Annotated in this window: 17 protein-coding genes; 12 read left to right on the top strand and 5 right to left on the bottom strand. The window is 43.1% G+C overall.

All coding sequences use genetic code 11. From position 1 onward, the window contains the following. Positions 1–182: 182 nt before the first annotated feature. The 4 genes from LN893_RS16815 (at position 183) to LN893_RS16800 (ending at position 4,111) form a co-directional block, all read left to right on the top strand. The gene (locus LN893_RS16815; RefSeq protein WP_229972107.1) at positions 183–1,742 is read left to right on the top strand and encodes an acyl-CoA carboxylase subunit beta; all 1,560 of its coding nucleotides are present in this window, start codon (positions 183–185) and stop codon (positions 1,740–1,742) included. Positions 1,743–1,852: 110 nt separating this feature from the next. After that, positions 1,853–2,923 (top strand): M42 family metallopeptidase, encoded by a 1,071-nt coding sequence (locus LN893_RS16810; protein ID WP_229972106.1) that lies wholly within the window; start codon positions 1,853–1,855, stop codon positions 2,921–2,923. 101 nt (positions 2,924–3,024) lie between these two features. Continuing rightward, positions 3,025–3,264 (top strand): hypothetical protein, encoded by a 240-nt coding sequence (locus LN893_RS16805; protein ID WP_229972105.1) that lies wholly within the window; start codon positions 3,025–3,027, stop codon positions 3,262–3,264. 67 nt (positions 3,265–3,331) lie between these two features. Beyond that, positions 3,332–4,111, top strand: coding sequence for a helical backbone metal receptor (locus tag LN893_RS16800; RefSeq protein ID WP_229972151.1), 780 nt, complete (start codon positions 3,332–3,334; stop codon positions 4,109–4,111). Positions 4,112–4,393: 282 nt separating this feature from the next. Here LN893_RS16800 and LN893_RS16795 read toward each other — a convergent pair whose 3' ends face one another. Further along, on the bottom strand, positions 4,394–5,617 hold the full coding sequence (locus LN893_RS16795) for a 3-phosphoshikimate 1-carboxyvinyltransferase (RefSeq protein ID WP_229972104.1): 1,224 nt from the start codon (positions 5,615–5,617) through the stop codon (positions 4,394–4,396). Then, positions 5,614–6,651: a 3-dehydroquinate synthase gene (gene aroB / locus LN893_RS16790; RefSeq protein ID WP_229972103.1), complete on the bottom strand. Its 1,038-nt coding sequence runs from the start codon at positions 6,649–6,651 to the stop codon at positions 5,614–5,616. Before aroB ends, LN893_RS16795 begins: the two co-directional genes overlap by 4 nt. Before the next feature lie 318 nt (positions 6,652–6,969). Here aroB and LN893_RS16785 point away from each other — a divergent pair, with 318 nt between their 5' ends. After that, entirely contained in the window at positions 6,970–8,169 is a 1,200-nt protein-coding gene (locus LN893_RS16785) for a proline dehydrogenase family protein (RefSeq protein ID WP_229972102.1), read from the top strand. A 105-nt stretch (positions 8,170–8,274) separates the two neighbouring features. Here LN893_RS16785 and LN893_RS16780 read toward each other — a convergent pair whose 3' ends face one another. Continuing rightward, the gene (locus LN893_RS16780; protein WP_229972100.1) at positions 8,275–8,475 is read right to left on the bottom strand and encodes a hypothetical protein; all 201 of its coding nucleotides are present in this window, start codon (positions 8,473–8,475) and stop codon (positions 8,275–8,277) included. A gap of 145 nt (positions 8,476–8,620) precedes the next feature. Here LN893_RS16780 and LN893_RS16775 point away from each other — a divergent pair, with 145 nt between their 5' ends. From LN893_RS16775 to LN893_RS16745, 7 genes are all read left to right on the top strand, one after another. Beyond that, positions 8,621–9,193, top strand: a complete 573-nt coding sequence (locus LN893_RS16775; protein ID WP_229972098.1) for an RNA polymerase sigma factor — start codon at positions 8,621–8,623, stop codon at positions 9,191–9,193. Between the two features lie 53 nt (positions 9,194–9,246). Continuing rightward, positions 9,247–10,341, top strand: coding sequence for a trypsin-like peptidase domain-containing protein (locus LN893_RS16770; protein WP_229972097.1), 1,095 nt, complete (start codon positions 9,247–9,249; stop codon positions 10,339–10,341). 403 nt (positions 10,342–10,744) lie between these two features. Further along, positions 10,745–11,464 carry a fasciclin domain-containing protein gene (locus LN893_RS16765; RefSeq protein WP_229972095.1) on the top strand — a complete coding sequence of 240 codons (720 nt, stop codon included), beginning with the start codon at positions 10,745–10,747 and terminating at the stop codon, positions 11,462–11,464. 87 nt (positions 11,465–11,551) lie between these two features. Next, positions 11,552–12,262, top strand: coding sequence for a fasciclin domain-containing protein (locus LN893_RS16760; protein WP_229972093.1), 711 nt, complete (start codon positions 11,552–11,554; stop codon positions 12,260–12,262). Positions 12,263–12,593: 331 nt separating this feature from the next. Next, positions 12,594–13,130, top strand: coding sequence for a general stress protein (locus LN893_RS16755; RefSeq protein WP_229972149.1), 537 nt, complete (start codon positions 12,594–12,596; stop codon positions 13,128–13,130). Between the two features lie 408 nt (positions 13,131–13,538). After that, positions 13,539–13,955 carry a response regulator gene (locus LN893_RS16750; protein ID WP_229972091.1) on the top strand — a complete coding sequence of 139 codons (417 nt, stop codon included), beginning with the start codon at positions 13,539–13,541 and terminating at the stop codon, positions 13,953–13,955. Positions 13,956–14,017: 62 nt separating this feature from the next. Next, positions 14,018–14,623: a DUF4142 domain-containing protein gene (locus LN893_RS16745; RefSeq protein ID WP_229972089.1), complete on the top strand. Its 606-nt coding sequence runs from the start codon at positions 14,018–14,020 to the stop codon at positions 14,621–14,623. A 97-nt stretch (positions 14,624–14,720) separates the two neighbouring features. On the opposite strand, the gene LN893_RS16740 is transcribed toward LN893_RS16745, so the two are convergent. Together LN893_RS16740 and LN893_RS16735 are read right to left on the bottom strand one after the other, a co-directional pair. Next, a complete protein-coding gene (locus tag LN893_RS16740; protein WP_229972087.1) occupies positions 14,721–15,191 on the bottom strand; it encodes a hypothetical protein in 471 nt (156 codons plus the stop codon). A gap of 68 nt (positions 15,192–15,259) precedes the next feature. Further along, positions 15,260–17,368 (bottom strand): endonuclease/exonuclease/phosphatase family protein, encoded by a 2,109-nt coding sequence (locus LN893_RS16735; RefSeq protein WP_229972086.1) that lies wholly within the window; start codon positions 17,366–17,368, stop codon positions 15,260–15,262. Positions 17,369–17,413 lie beyond the last annotated feature (45 nt).

Below are 17,413 nucleotides of genomic sequence, written 5' to 3'. Positions count from 1 at the left end.
ACATTTAAATATTAGTTGATAAGGGCTGCCTAAATAGGCAGCCCTTATTTTTTATATTCCGTATTTTGCACTTTAGTAATTCTACGTATGTACCTACACTTTATATAGGAATTTTACTAAATTTGAATTTAAGCACATTACTCTACTTTAACTTAACTATTAAGCACATATACACACTTTAAATGGCAGGAGAAACAAGGCAAAGCCAGTTAGAAACGCTGGAGCGTAAAAACGCCGAAGCACTTCTTGGAGGCGGACAAGAAAGAATAGACGCACAGCACAAAAAAGGAAAACTTACTGCTCGCGAACGCATACATCTGCTTTTAGACGAAAACTCTTTTGAAGAGATCGGTAAGTTTGTAATGCACCGCTCCAAAGATTTTGGGCTCGATAAGCAATATTACTTAGGCGATGGTGTGGTAACGGGCTACGGAACTGTGAACGGCCGCCTTGTCTATATCTTTTCCCAGGACTTTACTGTACTCGGAGGCTCCCTCTCTGAGACACATGCCGAAAAAATTGTAAAGATTATGGAGTTAGCCATGAAAAACGGCGCTCCAGTTATCGGCTTAAACGACTCTGGCGGTGCCCGTATACAGGAAGGCGTTACCTCGCTGGGTGGCTATGCCGATATCTTCTACCGCAACACGCTGGCTTCTGGTGTTATTCCACAGATTTCTGCTATTATGGGCCCTTGCGCGGGTGGTGCGGTGTATTCTCCTGCCATCACCGATTTTATCATGATGGTGGAAGATACCTCTTACATGTTCGTAACAGGTCCGAATGTGGTGAAAACAGTTACGCATGAAGAAGTTACTTCCGAAGAGCTAGGCGGTGCCAGCACCCACAGCACTAAAAGTGGCGTTACACATTTCTCCTGCGCCAACGAGGTAGAGTGTATCAATTATATCAAGAAGCTGCTTAGCTACGTGCCGCAGAACTGCGAAGACCTGCCTCCTTCCCTGCCTTACGATGCTTCTGGCGATGAAACACGAGAGGTATTAGATACCATTATACCTGAAAATGCAAACCAGCCTTACGACATGCGTGAGGTAATTGAGGCAATTATTGATACAGATTCTTTCTTTGAAGTACACAAAAACTTTGGAGATAACATTGTGGTTGGCTTTGCCCGCTTAGGCGGCAAAAGCATAGGTATTGTGGGCAATCAGCCTGCTGTGCTGGCAGGCGTACTGGATATTAACGCCAGCACCAAAGCTGCCCGCTTCGTACGCTTCTGCGACAGTTTTAATATTCCACTTTTAGTATTAGAAGACGTACCAGGTTTTCTGCCAGGTACTGACCAGGAGTGGCGCGGCATTATTACGAACGGTGCTAAACTGCTGTATGCTTTCTGCGAGGCTACGGTGCCACGAATTACGGTTATCACCCGCAAGGCTTATGGTGGTGCGTACGATGTAATGAACTCAAAGCATATTGGTGCTGACATGAACTATGCCTGGCCAACCGCTGAGATTGCCGTAATGGGTGCACAGGGAGCTGCCGAAATCATCTTTAAAAGAGAGATTGCCGCTGCCGAAGACCCTGCTGCAAAGCTGGCGGAGAAGGTGGAGGATTATAAAGAAAAGTTCGCTACGCCTTACCGAGCAGCCCACCGTGGCTTTATAGACGAAGTTATACTTCCATCCGAAACAAGAACAAAACTAATCAAGGCATTTAAAATGCTTCAAAACAAGGCCGTGCAGCTTCCACGTAAAAAACACGGCAATATTCCACTTTAAATAAATTATGAATGCTGAATTAGAAATTATGAATGATACGCCTGTATCTGTTAATAATTCTGTTCGGCTCTCTCATAATTCATCATTTATAATTCATAATTAGCGCAAGCATGAGACAAGAATCATTCGACTTTTTACAAAAATACCTAAATAACTCCTCTCCTACTGGCTTTGAGGTAGAAGGCCAGAAACTGTGGTTGGAATACCTCAAGCCATACATTGATAATTACTTTGTAGATACTTATGGCACCGTAGTCGGTGTTATCAACCCTGAGGCAGAATATAAAGTAGTGATTGAGGCACATGCCGACGAAATTTCTTGGTTCGTTAATTACATCACGCCAGAAGGTTACATTTATGTAAGACGCAATGGTGGCTCTGACGCCCTGATTGCTCCTTCCAAGCGCGTGAACATTTACACTTCCAAAGGCATTGTAAAAGCAGTTTTCGGCTGGCCAGCCATACACGTGCGCAAAGTAGAAAACGACAAAGCCCCGACTGTAGAAACTGTATTCCTGGATTGCGGTGCTAAAAACCGTGAAGAAGTAGAGGAAATGGGCATACATGTAGGTTGCGTGGTTACTTTCGAGGATGAATTTACCGTAATGAACGACCGCTACTACGTAGGCCGTGCCTTAGATAACCGCATCGGTGGTTTTATGATAGCCGAAGTGGCCCGTATGGTGAAGGAGAACAAGAATGAACTGCCTTTCGGACTGTACATTGTGAATGCGGTGCAGGAAGAGATTGGTTTGCGTGGTGCCGAAATGATTGCCCACCGAATCAAGCCTGATGTAGCCATTATTACAGACGTAACGCACGATACGCAGTCGCCGATGTATGAGAAGAAAACCAGCGGCGACATCCACTGCGGCAAAGGGCCTGTTATTGCCTATGGCCCAGCTGTACAGAACAACGTGCGCGACCTGATCATCAATACAGCCCAGGAAAAACAGATTCCGTTCCAGCGTGCCGCAGTTTCGCGCGCTACAGGCACTGATACGGATGCTTTCGCTTACTCTAATGCAGGTGTTGCCTCTGCCCTTATTTCACTTCCCCTGAAGTACATGCACACGACCGTAGAAACCGTGCACAAAGACGATGTGGACAACGTGATTAAGCTGATTTACGAAACGGTGCTGAAGATACAGGACAAGCAGGATTTCCGCTATTTAAGCTAACAGCTATACTTTATAGCAAAAGGCTCTGCGGTTCTGGCAACTGCGGAGCCTTTTGCTTTTAAACGGCGTTTCTTTATCTTAATGAAATAAGTAAAAGAAAAATGAACCGATACCTCTTTTGGATTCTGATGTTTATGCCGTGGTTTTGGCTAATCATATACCTGAAAAGTTCTGTAATTGATGTAGCCTTCGCCTGGATCTTCTTTGCGTTGGTTGTGTACCTCTGCCTGATCATCAACGTCCGCCGAAAATCTGTAGGTTTATCCGTAAGCGAAACGTTTAAGGCTTTCGTCCCGATGTGGGGCTGGCGAGAGTACAGGATTCTTTTCTTTGAGGAGTAGCGTTTCTGGAGCCACTGTCATTCATAATTTACAATTCAGCATTCATAACTTGAAGTTTACCGACCAAATGGACCATCAGATTACGTTGCAGCACTTGCCGCAACGCATTGTGTCGCTGGTGCCATCCCAGACAGAACTGCTTTTTGATTTAGGTTTGGCCGATCGTATAGTGGGCGTAACCAAGTTCTGCATTCATCCGAAAGAGCAGGTAAAACAGAAAGTTAAAGTTGGTGGTACCAAGAATTTTCATTTTGATAAGATTGATCAGCTACAACCCGACCTGATAATCGGCAACAAAGAAGAGAATTATAAAGAAGGGATAGAGCAACTGCAGCAAAAGTATCAGGTATGGATGAGTGATATTTATACCTTGGAAGATGCTCTGCGGATGATGGAGCAAATCGGCTCTATAACAAGTACAGAGGCTAGAGCAGCAGAACTAATTCAAAGCATAAGTCAAGGCTTTGAAGATCTGATTCCTGCCCAATCAACTATAAAAACAGCTTACTTTATTTGGCGCAAACCATACATGGCCGTGGGCAATCACAACATCATCGACCACATGCTACAGCGCTGCGGCTTCCAAAATGCTTTTTCCGACTTGGCCCGTTATCCTGAGGTTTTTCCTGAACAACTGCAAAAGGCAAATCCCCAGCTCATATTGCTATCATCGGAGCCCTATCCTTTCAAAGAAAAACACATTGCTGAATTTCAAGAGCTATGTCCACAGGCGCTGATTAAAAATGTGGACGGTGAGATGTTCAGTTGGTACGGCAGCAGGCTTCTGCATGCTCCTAGCTATTTGCAGAGCGTGATTGAAGAAGTACAGCAGAACTTAAAAGTATAATTCCACTATTTGCACCAAGCTTTATGAAGCGAGGCTTGGTGCAAATAGTGGAATTATATTATATGCGACTGAAAGCCCAAAAGAACTCTAATATCACTATAAGAGTTACTAGACCTCCAGTCCCAAAGAAGTACTTAAATGCGCTGATCTTTCTTTGATCTTCTTTAGTTATAATCCATTTGAAAAGGTTCCATAGAGTGCAGCACAAACCTACTACCATGATTGAAGCCTTGATCAAAACAAGTAAAATCGAGACAACTGGATTCATTGATAAATAGATATCTAATTTCTTATCTCAAATCCTACCTTCTCCAAATCCTCCCAATACCTTGGGTAAGATTTACGCACTACACTTGGCTCCTGTATCTGCACAGGCTCCAGCAGAGCAATAGGTGCGAAGGCCATAGCCATGCGGTGGTCCTGATAGGTACGGAAGTTTAGTTCCTGCTTCGTCATGAGCCCTGGCGTAAGACGAAAAACGCCTGGAGAAATTTCTTCCAAAGAACTGTTCATCGCCAGCACCTCTATCTGCAGCGCCTGAATACGGTCAGTTTCTTTAATGCGCAGACTTTCTAAACCTGTTAGCTCCAGTGTTACACCTAGGCCAGCACAAAGCGCAACTATCGTCTGGGCTAAGTCAGGACAATCAGAGAAATCATAAGATACTTTTCTGTCAACATGCTTCTTGGTAAGCTTTACACCCTCCTCCGTAAAGGAAGAATATACGCCCAGCTTGTTCATGATTTCCACAATGGCACGGTCACCTTGGAACGATTGCTCTCGCAGTCCCAGCAGTGTGATATCAGCTTCACGAGCCAATGCCACAAGGCTATACCAATAGCTGGCCGCCGACCAATCCGACTCCACGTGAAAAGTAGCTGCTTTATACTTCTGCGGCTTTACTGTTATGGTGTTTTCTACAAAATCTGCGGTTACGCCAAAGTGCTTCATCAGCGAGAGTGTCATCTCGATGTATGGTCTAGAGCCGATTTTTCCTTCCAGTTCTAGTTCCAGCCCTTCAGGCAGAAGCGGTGCAATCATCAGCAGAGCAGAAATGTACTGGCTGCTGATATCGCTACGCACTTTCAGTTGGCGCTTGCCGTTTCCGCTAAAGCCGTTCATCTTGAGCGGCGGATAACCCTCTTCGCCCAGATATTCTATACTTGCACCAAGCTCCCGCAACGCCTCCACCAGTACTTTTATAGGCCGCTGGCACATACGTTCTGTTCCTTTCAGCGTCTTCTCTTGTCCTGTTACCGCATAATAAGCCGTTAAAAAGCGCATTACCGTACCTGCATCTTCTGCATCTATTGTTTCAGCATCGCTTTTCAGCAGCTTTTGCAACAACTGGGTGTCGTTGGCTTCGGAAAGATTATGCAACTCAGCTTCCTGTCCAGACAGAGCAGCGATAATAAGGGCACGGTTGGCCTCGCTTTTAGAGGCAGGTAACTTTATGCTTCCTTTCAATACACCCGTTGGGTGCGTAAGCGTAATCTTATCAATCATAATAATTGGTAGTAGCGTAACGATTCTTCAATTTCCTGCAGCGTAATTGGCTGGTCATACACAGCTTTTCCGATGCCACTTAGCAAGGTACAGTTAATAGTGGAGCGGGTGTTTTTCTTATCCTGAAGTGCCAGTTGCGCTATATCCGCAATTTCTGCCCCAGCAAGCTCCACCTTCTCGTACACCGATACCAGAAACGTCTCCACCTGGTCCAGTTCCTGCTCCGTTAGCAAGTCTTTTTTCCTCGACAGCCATGCTTCACATAGCATGCCTACCGCAATGGCCTCGCCATGTAACAGCTCGCGGTCTCCTTTTCCCATTAAGAAGGTCTCTACGGCATGGCCCACCGTATGCCCGAAGTTAAGTACCTTGCGGTAACCTCCCTCCAGCGGGTCTGCCTCCACCACCTTTGCCTTCGTTTCTACAGACTGGCGAATAATTTCTTCCCAGTCCTCAGTAAAGAGCCCAATGTGGCGCTGCTCCTGAAAAGCAGTTGCATCAGCAATAAGCCAGTGCTTTATAATTTCGGCATAGCCAGATTTAATCTGCTCTTGCGGCAAAGTTTTCAAAAACTCAGGGCTGATGAACACAGCCTGTGGCTCTTTGTACACGCCAAGGTGGTTTTTCAATCCGTGAAAATCTATACCTGTTTTGCCACCCACACTGGCATCTACCTGCGCTAAGAGCGTGGTAGGCACCTGCACAAAAAATAGCCCGCGTTTAAACACTGCAGCACAAAAACCACCCATATCACCAATCACACCGCCACCCAGGTTTATCAGCACCGACCAACGGTCCAGGTGCAATTCTGTCATGCGTTGCCAGATGTGTTCGCAGGTTGCAAGCGTTTTATTTTCCTCACCGCTAGGTATCTGTATCAGGTCGTGCTCGGGTAGGTATTGCTTTAGCTGCGGGTAACAATGGAGCAGCGTATTCTCGTCTACCAGCACAACCACTTTGCTGAAAGCCCTGTTTTGCAACAGAACTGGCAGCTCCTGAAGTGCTTGATTACCGATATGTATTGTTTCTGTCACGAAAGGTTTCTTAAATAATGAAATGGCAAGATAACAGCAATCAGGGTAAAGAAGATAAAATTTGTTTTATTTTTAAAGCCTCCCTCCTTCTGCTACTGAATTCGTACCTCTACCGCGCTTTCTTTTTAAGATTTTTGACAAATCTGTAAGGCAATAGTTTTCCCGCTATGACAAACCGTGTATAAGCTCAATTTAAGCCAACCATAGCGGGTGCGTAACGTTAGTTCTAGTTGCTAAAATTATTGCACAAGAGGCTTTAGGTATAATGATTAACAATTTCCGAAAAGCTATCTTTGCGCGCCTAAAACTAAGAAGTGTATGAACATCGTTCCCAATGTTTCTTTTGATGATACCGCTGTCGCTTTTTCATCAAAGTCAGACGCTGAATTATATAAAATGTACCTGCTGTTCAAAGCCATGAATAGCAACAACTTGGTAAAGCTTGGAGGTGGTTTACTAAATACAGCCATTAACCTGCACTTGCCAGTAAAGTTTATCGTGAAGCCTACCATCTTTAGCCACTTCTGCGGCGGAGAAAATATCGAAGAGTCTGAGAAAGCCGTTCGGGAGCTTAGCAGGTTCAATATTGGAGCTATTCTCGATTACTCGGTAGAAGGTGAGGGCGATGAGGAAAGCTTTGATGCCACTCGCGATGAACTTCTCCGTACCGTTCAGAAAGCCCGCCACGACAAGTATGTTCCTTTTACGGTGTTTAAGGTAACAGGCCTAATGGCTATAGACTTGATGGAGAAAGTACAGGCAAGACAGGAACTAACAGCAGAAGAGCGAGGTGCTTTTGAGCGTGGCCGCGATCGTGTAAACGCCATCTGCAAACTTTGTAACGTTTCGGGTGTGCGTGTTTTTATAGATGCCGAGGAAAGCTGGATACAAGAGACAATAGACAACCTTGCCTACGAAATGATGGAGCTCTACAACAAGGAGAAAGCCATTGTGTACAATACGTACCAGTTCTACCGTCACGACCGCCTGGATGTTTTAAAACGCGACTACGAGAACGCGATAAAAGGGAATTATTATTTAGGTGCGAAGCCAGTGAGAGGCGCCTATATGGAAAAAGAGCGTAGGCGGGCACAAGTAAAAGGCTATCCAAGCCCAATCAACCCAACAAAAGAAGCCTCGGATAAACTATACAACAACGGACTCCGCTTTTGTATTGAACACCTGGACCGCATAGCCTTTTGTGCTGGCACGCACAACGAAGACAGTTGCTATTTGCTGATGCAACTAATGGCAGAAAACCATATAGCGCCTAACGATGAGCGAATCTATTTTTCGCAACTCTATGGCATGAGCGACAACCTGTCTTATAATCTTGCCAATGCTGGCTATAATGTAGCCAAATATGTGCCTTACGGACCAGTAGAGGCTGTAATGCCCTACTTGCTACGACGTGCAAACGAAAACACAGCTATTGCTGGCCAAAGCAGCCGCGAGTTAGGTCTTATAGAAAAAGAGCGGGAACGCCGAAAACGAGAAACTGGCAGAAGAGCCGCTTAAAGCTAAGGCTGACTTGTAAAAACAAGAGGGCCTCACGCATGGTAGCATGAGGCCCTCTTGTGTGTTTATAGAACTATAAGTAAATTCCTGTAGTTCTGCTTAAAATTACTGAACTACAGTTGTATCAGTAGTAGCAGTTGTATCAACTTCTTCAACTACAGTTTCTTCTTCCATTGGAGCAACTTCTTCTTCAGTTGTAGCTTCAGTTTCAACAGCTTCAGTTTCAGTAGCAGTTTCTTCTGAGTTGCAAGCAGTGAATGCAGTGAAAGCTAAAGCAACGAAAGCGATTTTGAATAAATTTTTCATCTTGTGTTTGTGATTAAGGGTTTTGGTTTCGATTTTGACACTTTATACCAGAACCTGGAATAGGTAACCCAGCATTTCGAAAAAAAATAAAAATATTTTTCAGTGGGTTACATTTACCCTTTAGCAGTATTAAAACTTGAGCGGAATGAAGAAGAGTTTGTATGAGACGGATGAGGCGATAATAGAAGGCATTCGCGTTGACGACGATAAAGCGTTAGCCTACCTGTACAAACTGTACTACCCGATGATCTCCCACTTTATTTTAAACAACAGTGGAACCGACGACGAGGCCAAAGACATATACCAGGAAGGAGTAATTGTTTTTTACGAAAAGATAAAGGACAATAGTCTGGAACTGAGTTGCCAGATAAAAACTTACCTGTACTCTGTATGCAGAAGGCTATGGCTAAAGCGACTGGCGGAGAAAGGAAGATACGCTAGCAGAATAGATGACTCGGAGAGTTACCTGATGCTGGAGGATGACCTAACGCAGCATGAGGAGAACGAGCGGCAGTTTGGGTTAATGGGTGAAGCCTTAGAACAGTTGGGTGAGCCTTGCCGCGCTTTGTTAGAAGATTATTATTTGCGAACGCAAAACATGCAGGTTATAACCGAGAAGTTTGGCTACACCAATACAGACACGGCTAAAAACCAAAAATACAAGTGCCTGCAACGTCTGAAGAAGATTTTCTTCTCGACTTACAAGCCACAGATATAAGCTAATTATTAACATCAGTATCTCCCTTAAAAGGTGAGAGTGGGATTTAAATTATGGAATTTACCATGTATGAGCAGATAGAGCGTTACCTTTCTGGAGCTATGCCCCCAGAAGAACGCATAGCTTTTGAAGCACTGCTGCTCACAGACCCTCGCTTGGCAGTAAGAGTACAGGAGCATAAGCAGCTACTAGACGCACTGCAAAAGCATGGACAGCGTACAGCTTTAAAAAATAAACTAAGCGCTATCCATACTAATATGGAAGTGGAAACCGAGACAGCTCCTGTATCTGGTGCGCCGTCTCCTTTCTTAGCGTTTTGGAAACGCCACTCACAGACAATGGCTGTTGCCGCCAGTGTTTCTTTGCTTTCTGTGTTTGGCACACTTTGGAGTGTACAGCAGCTAAAAACTCCTGTGCAGCAACAAACAGCCCGTTATATAGAGTTAAGGCGAGAGGTTGAAAAAATCAAAAAGGCACATACAGCCCTCCTTAACAATATAAACGAGGGAGCCAAGCCTGTTCCCAGAGCTGCTCGTTTTATAGGTACTGGTTTTGCCATAAGCGCAGACGGCTATATTGTCACCAGTTCGCATGTAATTGAAGGAGCCGACTCTCTTATTATAGAGAACAAAGCTGGTTTGAAATACAAAGTGAGCCAGGTGTATAGTGATCAGAACCACGATTTAGCTATTCTTAAAATAGAAGATCCTGCGTTTGAAGGCTTCGGAAAACTACCTTACACCTTTAAAACAACTGAATCTGACTTAGGCGAAAAAGTGTTTACGTTAGGTTATCCAAGAGAAGACATTGTTTTTGGCGAAGGCTCTTTAAGCTCCTCCACTGGTTTTGAAGGAGACTCTACAGCTTATCAGATTTCTATTCCGCTTAACCCAGGCAACAGCGGCGGGCCACTGCTTGACGACAAAGGAAACCTTATTGGCGTTATCAGCGGAAAGCAAGCAGGTCAGGAAGGTGCAGCCTTCGCTGTTAAATCCGATTACCTGCTCCACATGATCAGCGAATTACCTGAAAAGGCGGCGCTCTCTCCTATTACTTTGCCTAAAAGCAACATGTTAACTGGCAACAGTAGAACGCAACAACTAAAAAAGCTGAAAGAGTATGTATTCATAGTTAAGGTTTATAACTAATATCTTATCTCCTCTCTAACCTAAGCGCTAACTTGATGCTCAGGCTGATAGTAAGGAATGGCAAAAGGCCCTCAGCTGAGGGCCTTTTTTTTGAACTTACTGTATCTTTAAGCTCATAAAACGCTGTTTAAACAACCTATTTCAAATTATACTTTATACATGCTGCCACAGCAGCTGAAGCTTATAGTTGTACTACTCCCCCAAGTATAAGTATATAATAATATTTACACTTAAATTAGCATTAATAACTACAACAAAACCTTAAAACAACTCAATATCAACTACTAAATAACATAAAAATTGCATTTAGCCTAACATTTTTGCCTTTAATCCAGTTAAATATATTAACAAGTCTTTAGAAAAAGACTACAAAGTAAATTTGAATTATATAAATACTGAAGCTATGAGAAAAAGAATGTTAAAACCAATAGCAGCGATGGCAGTGGTAGCTACTACCCTGTTCGGCTGTGCAAGTTCAAATGATAGTATGGATAACACAACCGCAATGGAAGGCACAAGCATGAGCCAGACTGAAACTATGGGCGGTAATGATGCAAGTGAAACAACAGTAATGGCCCCTGTAGCAGTTGCCGCGGTACCTATTGCTACTTTAAACCTGACCAATACAGAAGATGTTGGTGATATGTTTGAGAATATTGACGATACAGAAAAGTATGACGCTTTTGAGTTAGCAAAGAAAAGCCCTAACCTTTCAACCTTTGTAACTCTGATTAAACAGGCAAACTTAGTGAGTGATTTAGAGCGCTTAGAAGAGTATACACTTTTCGCTCCAACAAACGAAGCATTTGCTAACATGCCTGAAGGCAGATTAGAAATGCTTTTACAGCCAGACAATAAGGCACAACTGATGCAGTTTATGCAACACTACATACTTCCATCAGAAGTATCATCTGCTCAGTTTAACTCAACTCAGCGTATTTCTTTATCTGAAAACGGTGAAAGATATATCCCAGTTGATGTAAGAATGAACGGTACTGTTACAACCATTGGTGGTGCTCAGATCATTAAATCAGATATTCAAGCTTCTAATGGTAGAATACACGTTATAGACGGTATTATTACTCCAGTTGAAACCGGTGGAGCAGGTACAGGAGCATATTAATAATCTTGTAAACTAATATGATGAAAGCCCTGCCTTACAGCAGGGCTTTCACTTTTTTGAAGAATCATTTTAAAAGACGTTATAACTATGAAAATAAGTATATCAACTCCTATAGCAGCGATAGCAGTGGCAGCTACTACCCTGTTCGGGTGCGCTAGCTCACAGGATAGCAGAACAAATACTACCGTAATGCAAGGCACAAGCATGAGCCAAACACAAACCATGGGCGGTGATGTAACGACAGATAACACAGAAGAAATCTCTGCGACAAGAAACGTTACCATACCTGCGCCCCCTCTTTCACTAACCAACACCGAGGATATTGATGATATGTTTGAAAGTGCAGAGAGCACAGAAGCGTATGATTTACTGGCACTTGTACGCATGAGCGATAACCTCTCTACCTTTGTGGCATTAGCCGAGGCAGCAGAACTAGATGTGATTCTTAAGCGCGAAGGGCCATTTACTGTTTTTGCACCTACTAATGAGGCTTTCAGCACACTTTCACAGACAGAGCTTGAATACCTTAGAAACCCTGCCAACAAAATGAAATTAAGAGCAATGCTGGAGAGCCATGTACTGCCATCAAAAGTAAATTCGTTGCAGTTCAACAACTCTACGCGAATACAGGGTGCCAGAGGCCGCACAATACCTGTTACAGTAACCACCGCTAACACCATAGGCATTGGGGGTGCTACTATAGTTAAACCCAACATAGAAGCCTCTAACGGCATAATACATGTAGTTGATGCTATTATTGTACCAACTGAAACAGATGCTGGAACGCAAGACTACTAAATGATTTAAATAGCATGAGTGCTATTTGCAAAGAGGCTGCCCGACTATTGTCGGTGCAGCCTCTTTACTTTTACTTGCAGGCACAATAGCAAAATCATAATAATATAACATTTTTAACAATACATAGCGTGTTACAAAACCATGCTTTTGCTCCTTTACATGATATCTACTAATAAAACGAAGAAAGTGTTCTTTACGCAGCTTTTCAGGAGTTTAAAACGCTCCTTATCGTAACTATACCTCAATATCACCGTTATTATAACTGATACTGCCCAGTACAATTAGGCAGCATTAACGACTTAATATTATCTAATAAAAAATAAAAGCTATGATGAACAGAACAGATAGTGATAGTGGCATGATGACTGCCATGTTCCGCGACCGTGAGAGTGCTGAACGTGCATATAACGAACTTCGTGCACGCGGTTACGACAATGACGATATAAATGTAGTAATGTCTGATGATGCACGTAAGCGCCACTTTGGTGACGACGATGCAGACGACACAACAGAACTTGGAAATAAATCTCTTGAAGGTACTGGTGCTGGTTCAGCAATAGGTGGTACACTTGGCGCTATTGTAGGTGCTGTTGCCGCTATTGGTACATCCGTTGCCATACCTGGTCTTGGTTTAGTGGTAGCTGGCCCACTTGCAGCTGGTTTAGCTGGTGCTGGTGCTGGTGGCTTAACTGGCGGACTTATTGGTGCCCTTGTAGGTGCTGGTATTCCTGAAGAAAGAGCTAAAGTGTATGAATCAGGTGTGCAAGAAGGTAACATCGTGATTGGTTTCAAACCACGTTCTCAGGATGATGTACGTCACTTTGAAAGCCACTTCCAGAGCAACCGAGGTGAGCACGTATATTATTAATCAACAATAATTTAGTGTAAGTAAAAAAGGCTTACTCTTCCTGATGAAGAGTAAGCCTTTTTTTTATGTCAACATATTTACCGTTCATTACCTTTTTAACAAAGCACCTGCTAATAACTTACCTCTAACTGATTCAGAAACGACTTTGGATATTGTTCTCTAGCCCTTTAGATTAGGCAAGGATTCAAAGAGTATAGTATAAATACTGAGTATTTTTTCTAATCAATTCAGGTCCTGTTACGCATGATAATCTACTACTTATCAACAACATGCACCTCAGTCATATAAAAGACTTATTAGAACACTTGTAGATAAATATAATAAATACTATATTTAATAATATTCTTTAGACATTCCTTCTTATCTTTGTCGAAAGATTAGTGTTCATCATAAGCCGTTGTCTGTACATTGAGGAAATTAGATCACATACTTATCATAGACGATGACCAGGTAAACAGCCTATTTTCTCAGATAATATTGGAGGACGCTGACGTAGCAGAAACTGCTTCCGTCTGCTACAGTGTACCCGAAGCTCTCGATTTTCTTCAAAGTGCCTCTACATCACATGATACCGTTTTTCCTGATCTCATTCTTTTAGATCTCATTATGCCAGGCCTCAGCGGTTTCGATTTTCTAGACCGCTACTATCAGCTTGATTATAACAAGACCCAAGAGGCACAAATATGTGCTTTCACCTCGTACGGAAACGAGGAGCACCTTGAAAAACTAAGGAAATACGACGTCATAATAGGTTTAACCCCCAAGCCTCTATCGGTGCTAAATCTTCAGAATATCCTGTCTAAGTGTACCTATAAGTATTTATAGCAAACAATTTCTGCTAGTTTCGTATGCAAGAGGTATATAGAACTAAATACCTTGTTATAACTATGAGAAATTATATCGCATCAGCCTGTCTTGTAGCAGGCTTATTTATGTTTGCATCTTGTAACTCTGGAAGCAACCAACAAGAAGAAGGAGCTGCAGCAGGAACAGAAGCCGTTGTAGCTCCTGACTCTGCTCTTACCGAAGACAACAAAGAACTTTTTGAATACGCCTACAGCGCCAGCATGCTACAATCTGAATTAGGGAAGCTTGCTGCAGAAAAAGGCCAATCTGCCAATGTACAGCAATATGGGCAGCAAATGAGTGATTTGTACAGCACCAAGATGCAGGAACTACAAGGCTTATCTCAAGAGTACAGTGTTTCTGTGCCACAGTCCATGAAAGACAATCACTCTGAAATGCTACAGAAACTAAGAGACACTGATGTCAATGAGTTTGATAAAACTTATTTAGATGAGGTGGCAGATGCCCATAAAGACGCCATAGGTGAATTTGACAGCGCGTTGAATAGCCTAGAAGAAACTAGCACTGGCACTAGCTTTAGCATTTGGGCAAGAAACACCCGTAAAGAGATGCAGGCCCACATGGAGGAAGCTATGCGTTTGGGTGTAGTTTTAGACACTGATGTGGAAGCCGAAGTAAGGCGTTAGCATTACCAGTAATTCTTTTAAAGCACATAGGGCTGGTTCTAACTTTTTGTAGGAAGTTAGAACCATTCCTATGCTCTTTTGGGAAAGGTGGTTAGTACTAAGATGCTTTTTGGCTCTTTCTTTTGGCTATAAAGCCAGCCACATATACACCCACAGCTGCTAAGCCAGTAAGTGTCATGGTGCCGAATATAGCGGCTCTTCTGTTGTGTACTGCTTTCGGAAAAGTGGAACCTGCCTCTTTCTTTGGCCACAGCTCCTTTGTTAGCATTTGTCCTGTTACTGCTGCCAACACCGAAGTGAGACTTACGGCTACGTGCGCCACACTTTTATTTCCTGATTTAAGCGCAGGGCTCATAAACAAGAGAGCACCTCCTACGGCAGGAGCTATGAGAGCTGTTTTAGGCCGCTTCTCATTTAAAAAGAAACTTGTTAACCCTGCTCCCACTAAGGTTGTAGCATGTATGTTATTGGCTATGTCTGGTCTTTCTACAATATTCATGTTGTTAGGTCTTTTATGTATAGTTACCAATGCCAAGGCAGTAGGGTTATACTTGCAGGCAAAAAGCATAGGTATAAAAAACGGAAGCGGCTGATGCAAGTGCACCAGCCGCTTCCGTTTATGTATAGCTTATACGTCTATTGCTTAATCAATCTGGTCAAGAAAACTTGTTTATCAGTTTTAACTTTAATAATATATAAGCCCTGTGTAAACATAGCAACGTTGTCGTTCAGCTGCTGCTGTACTTTCTCTTGTGAACCAGTTGCGTTCAACAGTAATCTTCCGTCTACTGAATAAACAGCTAAGTTTATACTTGGTAGAGAAGCTACTTGCTCTGGCAATATTAGTTTTACAAAAGAAGAAGCTGGGTTCGGGTAAAGCTTAAACTGTCCTTTGGTAGCATCTGCAATACCTGTTGGGGCAGCATCGTTATCTTCAATTGTAAGCGCGAAGATGTTATCTGCACCAGCCTGTAAATTGGCTGTTGTGCTGCTGATACGGAAAATGGCTACTTCGGTCTCTTCAACTTCCTCGTCATCAATTATATTGATTGTAAAGCTAGCAGAAGTACTGTTAGCTGGCACTGTTACAGTAACTACATTGCCAGACATGCCATCAATAGTAAAATCTTCTGTTGTGGCTGTGCTTTCGCTTGTTAGTGCTACACTAAAGGTTTGCTCCGTAGCCTGAGCTTCTGACAAAGTGAAATTCACGACATAGCTACCAGCAGCCTCCGTTCTTGTGGCACTTACCTCTTTAAAAGCCACAGTTGGCACAGCAGATAGCTCAAAACGGGCCGAAACCGGTAAGTGATCAGAAGTTGTAGACCTGAAGTTGCTGATCCTATTCAGCAGATGAGATTCAATCATGATCGAGCTTTCAACATACTCGTCTTCTAAGGTGCTGGAGATAATGATGTGGTCTAAGAAACTTCTGAAAGAGCCAGACTCATAGGTTGCAGCATCCGCCTCGCTTAAAGCGTAAGTTAAGGCGTTGTAGTTGTTGTCTGTTACAAAAGCAGCATAGGTGGATGGGTTACCTGTACCCACTACCGACATGTCTACATCATCGTTATAGTCTCCTAAAACAACAAGGTTCATGTTGCCATATTGCGCACCAAGTGAGTCTTTTAGTACCTGCACATCATACTTCCGTCTGTTGTATTGCACCATATCTTCACCGTCGTTAGCCTTGGCATGTATGTTCACTACATTGTATGTCTGTTTTACACCATTAATGTTAGCCTCAAACTGAACCAGGTATGGCAGCCTTCCACTAGACCACAACAGTCTTGAGTTATCATCAGGGTAGTTTGGTAAGGTTGTAGTTCCTGCTAAAATATCAGCATAAAGGCCAGAAAGCAGCATCTTTTCTTTCTTGACAGTTACAACAGAAGGTTTGTACAGGTAATATGTTTTCTGCTCGCTAGAGTTAACCCAACTAGGAGTTAAATTCTGTACACTATAGCCAAGTTCCTGAGCCAGTTCACGAATCTTAGCATCATCAACTACCTCCTGCAAGGCCAAGATATCGGCATCCAGTTCTGTAATGGCTTGCTTCACATTTTCGTACTGTAAGTCCTCATCAGATGGGCCGTTACCTGTAGAACCAAACCACTCTACGTTCCAAGTAACAATATCCAATGTGTTTTCTTTTGATAACGATGAACCAGACAGCACACCGCGCTGCTCAGTTAGTTCTGTTCCGCTGGTAAAAGCTATAGGCGCACTAAAAATGCCCGCCGTAGCTGGATTAAAACGTACATAAACGGTATTCTCTGCGGCAGCTTCTGTGTTAGTATAAGTAAGCGACTGAGAGAAGTCAGTATTATCTTTAGACAATTCAAAACCAGTTGGGGCAGTTACTACTACATTCCCTGCATAGCCGTAAGCTGAAAAAGTAAACGTTTTCGCTTCTGAAGTCGATCCTGCTGCAGTGTAGTCGAATTTTAATTCGGTGTTAGTGGCAACAAAAATGTTATCAACATTTGATACTTCGAAATCATCTAAATTCCAAAGTGCCGCACCATCAGTTGTAGAGGAAGTATAAACGAAAGCAACATGTACATTTGCGCCTTTATAAGCTTCCAACACTGCAGTAGATTGTTCCCAAGTATTTCCGCTAGCCAAAGTTACAGGCAGCTTTGTCCACTCCGACTTTACAGGTGCACTGCTACCGTCATAAGTAGTAGACACATAAACTTCCAGTGCAGGGCCATTATACAGCTTCTTAGTCCAGAAGCTCAATACAGGGGTTGTGGTTTAGAATGTATGATGTAGGAATAAATATGG

The organism is Pontibacter harenae (genome assembly GCF_020907245.1).
GTDB classification, from domain to species: Bacteria; Bacteroidota; Bacteroidia; order Cytophagales; family Hymenobacteraceae; genus Pontibacter; species Pontibacter harenae.
Note: the sequence above shows the minus strand (reverse complement) of the source record. Positions and strands in the feature narration are given on the sequence as shown.

What these genes read in the sequence shown, in the direction of transcription:
- LN893_RS16815 (WP_229972107.1), top strand. Translation starts at nt 183, where the DNA reads ATGGCAGGAGAAACAAGGCAAAGCCAGTTAGAAACGCTGGAGCGTAAA.
- LN893_RS16810 (WP_229972106.1), top strand. Translation starts at nt 1,853, where the DNA reads ATGAGACAAGAATCATTCGACTTTTTACAAAAATACCTAAATAACTCC.
- LN893_RS16775 (WP_229972098.1), top strand. Translation starts at nt 8,621, where the DNA reads ATGAAGAAGAGTTTGTATGAGACGGATGAGGCGATAATAGAAGGCATT.
- LN893_RS16755 (WP_229972149.1), top strand. Translation starts at nt 12,594, where the DNA reads ATGAACAGAACAGATAGTGATAGTGGCATGATGACTGCCATGTTCCGC.
- LN893_RS16800 (WP_229972151.1), top strand. Translation starts at nt 3,332, where the DNA reads ATGGACCATCAGATTACGTTGCAGCACTTGCCGCAACGCATTGTGTCG.
- LN893_RS16740 (WP_229972087.1), bottom strand. Translation starts at nt 15,191, where the DNA reads ATGCTTTTTGCCTGCAAGTATAACCCTACTGCCTTGGCATTGGTAACT.
- LN893_RS16785 (WP_229972102.1), top strand. Translation starts at nt 6,970, where the DNA reads ATGAACATCGTTCCCAATGTTTCTTTTGATGATACCGCTGTCGCTTTT.
- LN893_RS16760 (WP_229972093.1), top strand. Translation starts at nt 11,552, where the DNA reads ATGAAAATAAGTATATCAACTCCTATAGCAGCGATAGCAGTGGCAGCT.
- LN893_RS16745 (WP_229972089.1), top strand. Translation starts at nt 14,018, where the DNA reads ATGAGAAATTATATCGCATCAGCCTGTCTTGTAGCAGGCTTATTTATG.
- LN893_RS16765 (WP_229972095.1), top strand. Translation starts at nt 10,745, where the DNA reads ATGAGAAAAAGAATGTTAAAACCAATAGCAGCGATGGCAGTGGTAGCT.
- LN893_RS16805 (WP_229972105.1), top strand. Translation starts at nt 3,025, where the DNA reads ATGAACCGATACCTCTTTTGGATTCTGATGTTTATGCCGTGGTTTTGG.
- LN893_RS16770 (WP_229972097.1), top strand. Translation starts at nt 9,247, where the DNA reads ATGGAATTTACCATGTATGAGCAGATAGAGCGTTACCTTTCTGGAGCT.
- LN893_RS16795 (WP_229972104.1), bottom strand. Translation starts at nt 5,617, where the DNA reads ATGATTGATAAGATTACGCTTACGCACCCAACGGGTGTATTGAAAGGA.
- LN893_RS16780 (WP_229972100.1), bottom strand. Translation starts at nt 8,475, where the DNA reads ATGAAAAATTTATTCAAAATCGCTTTCGTTGCTTTAGCTTTCACTGCA.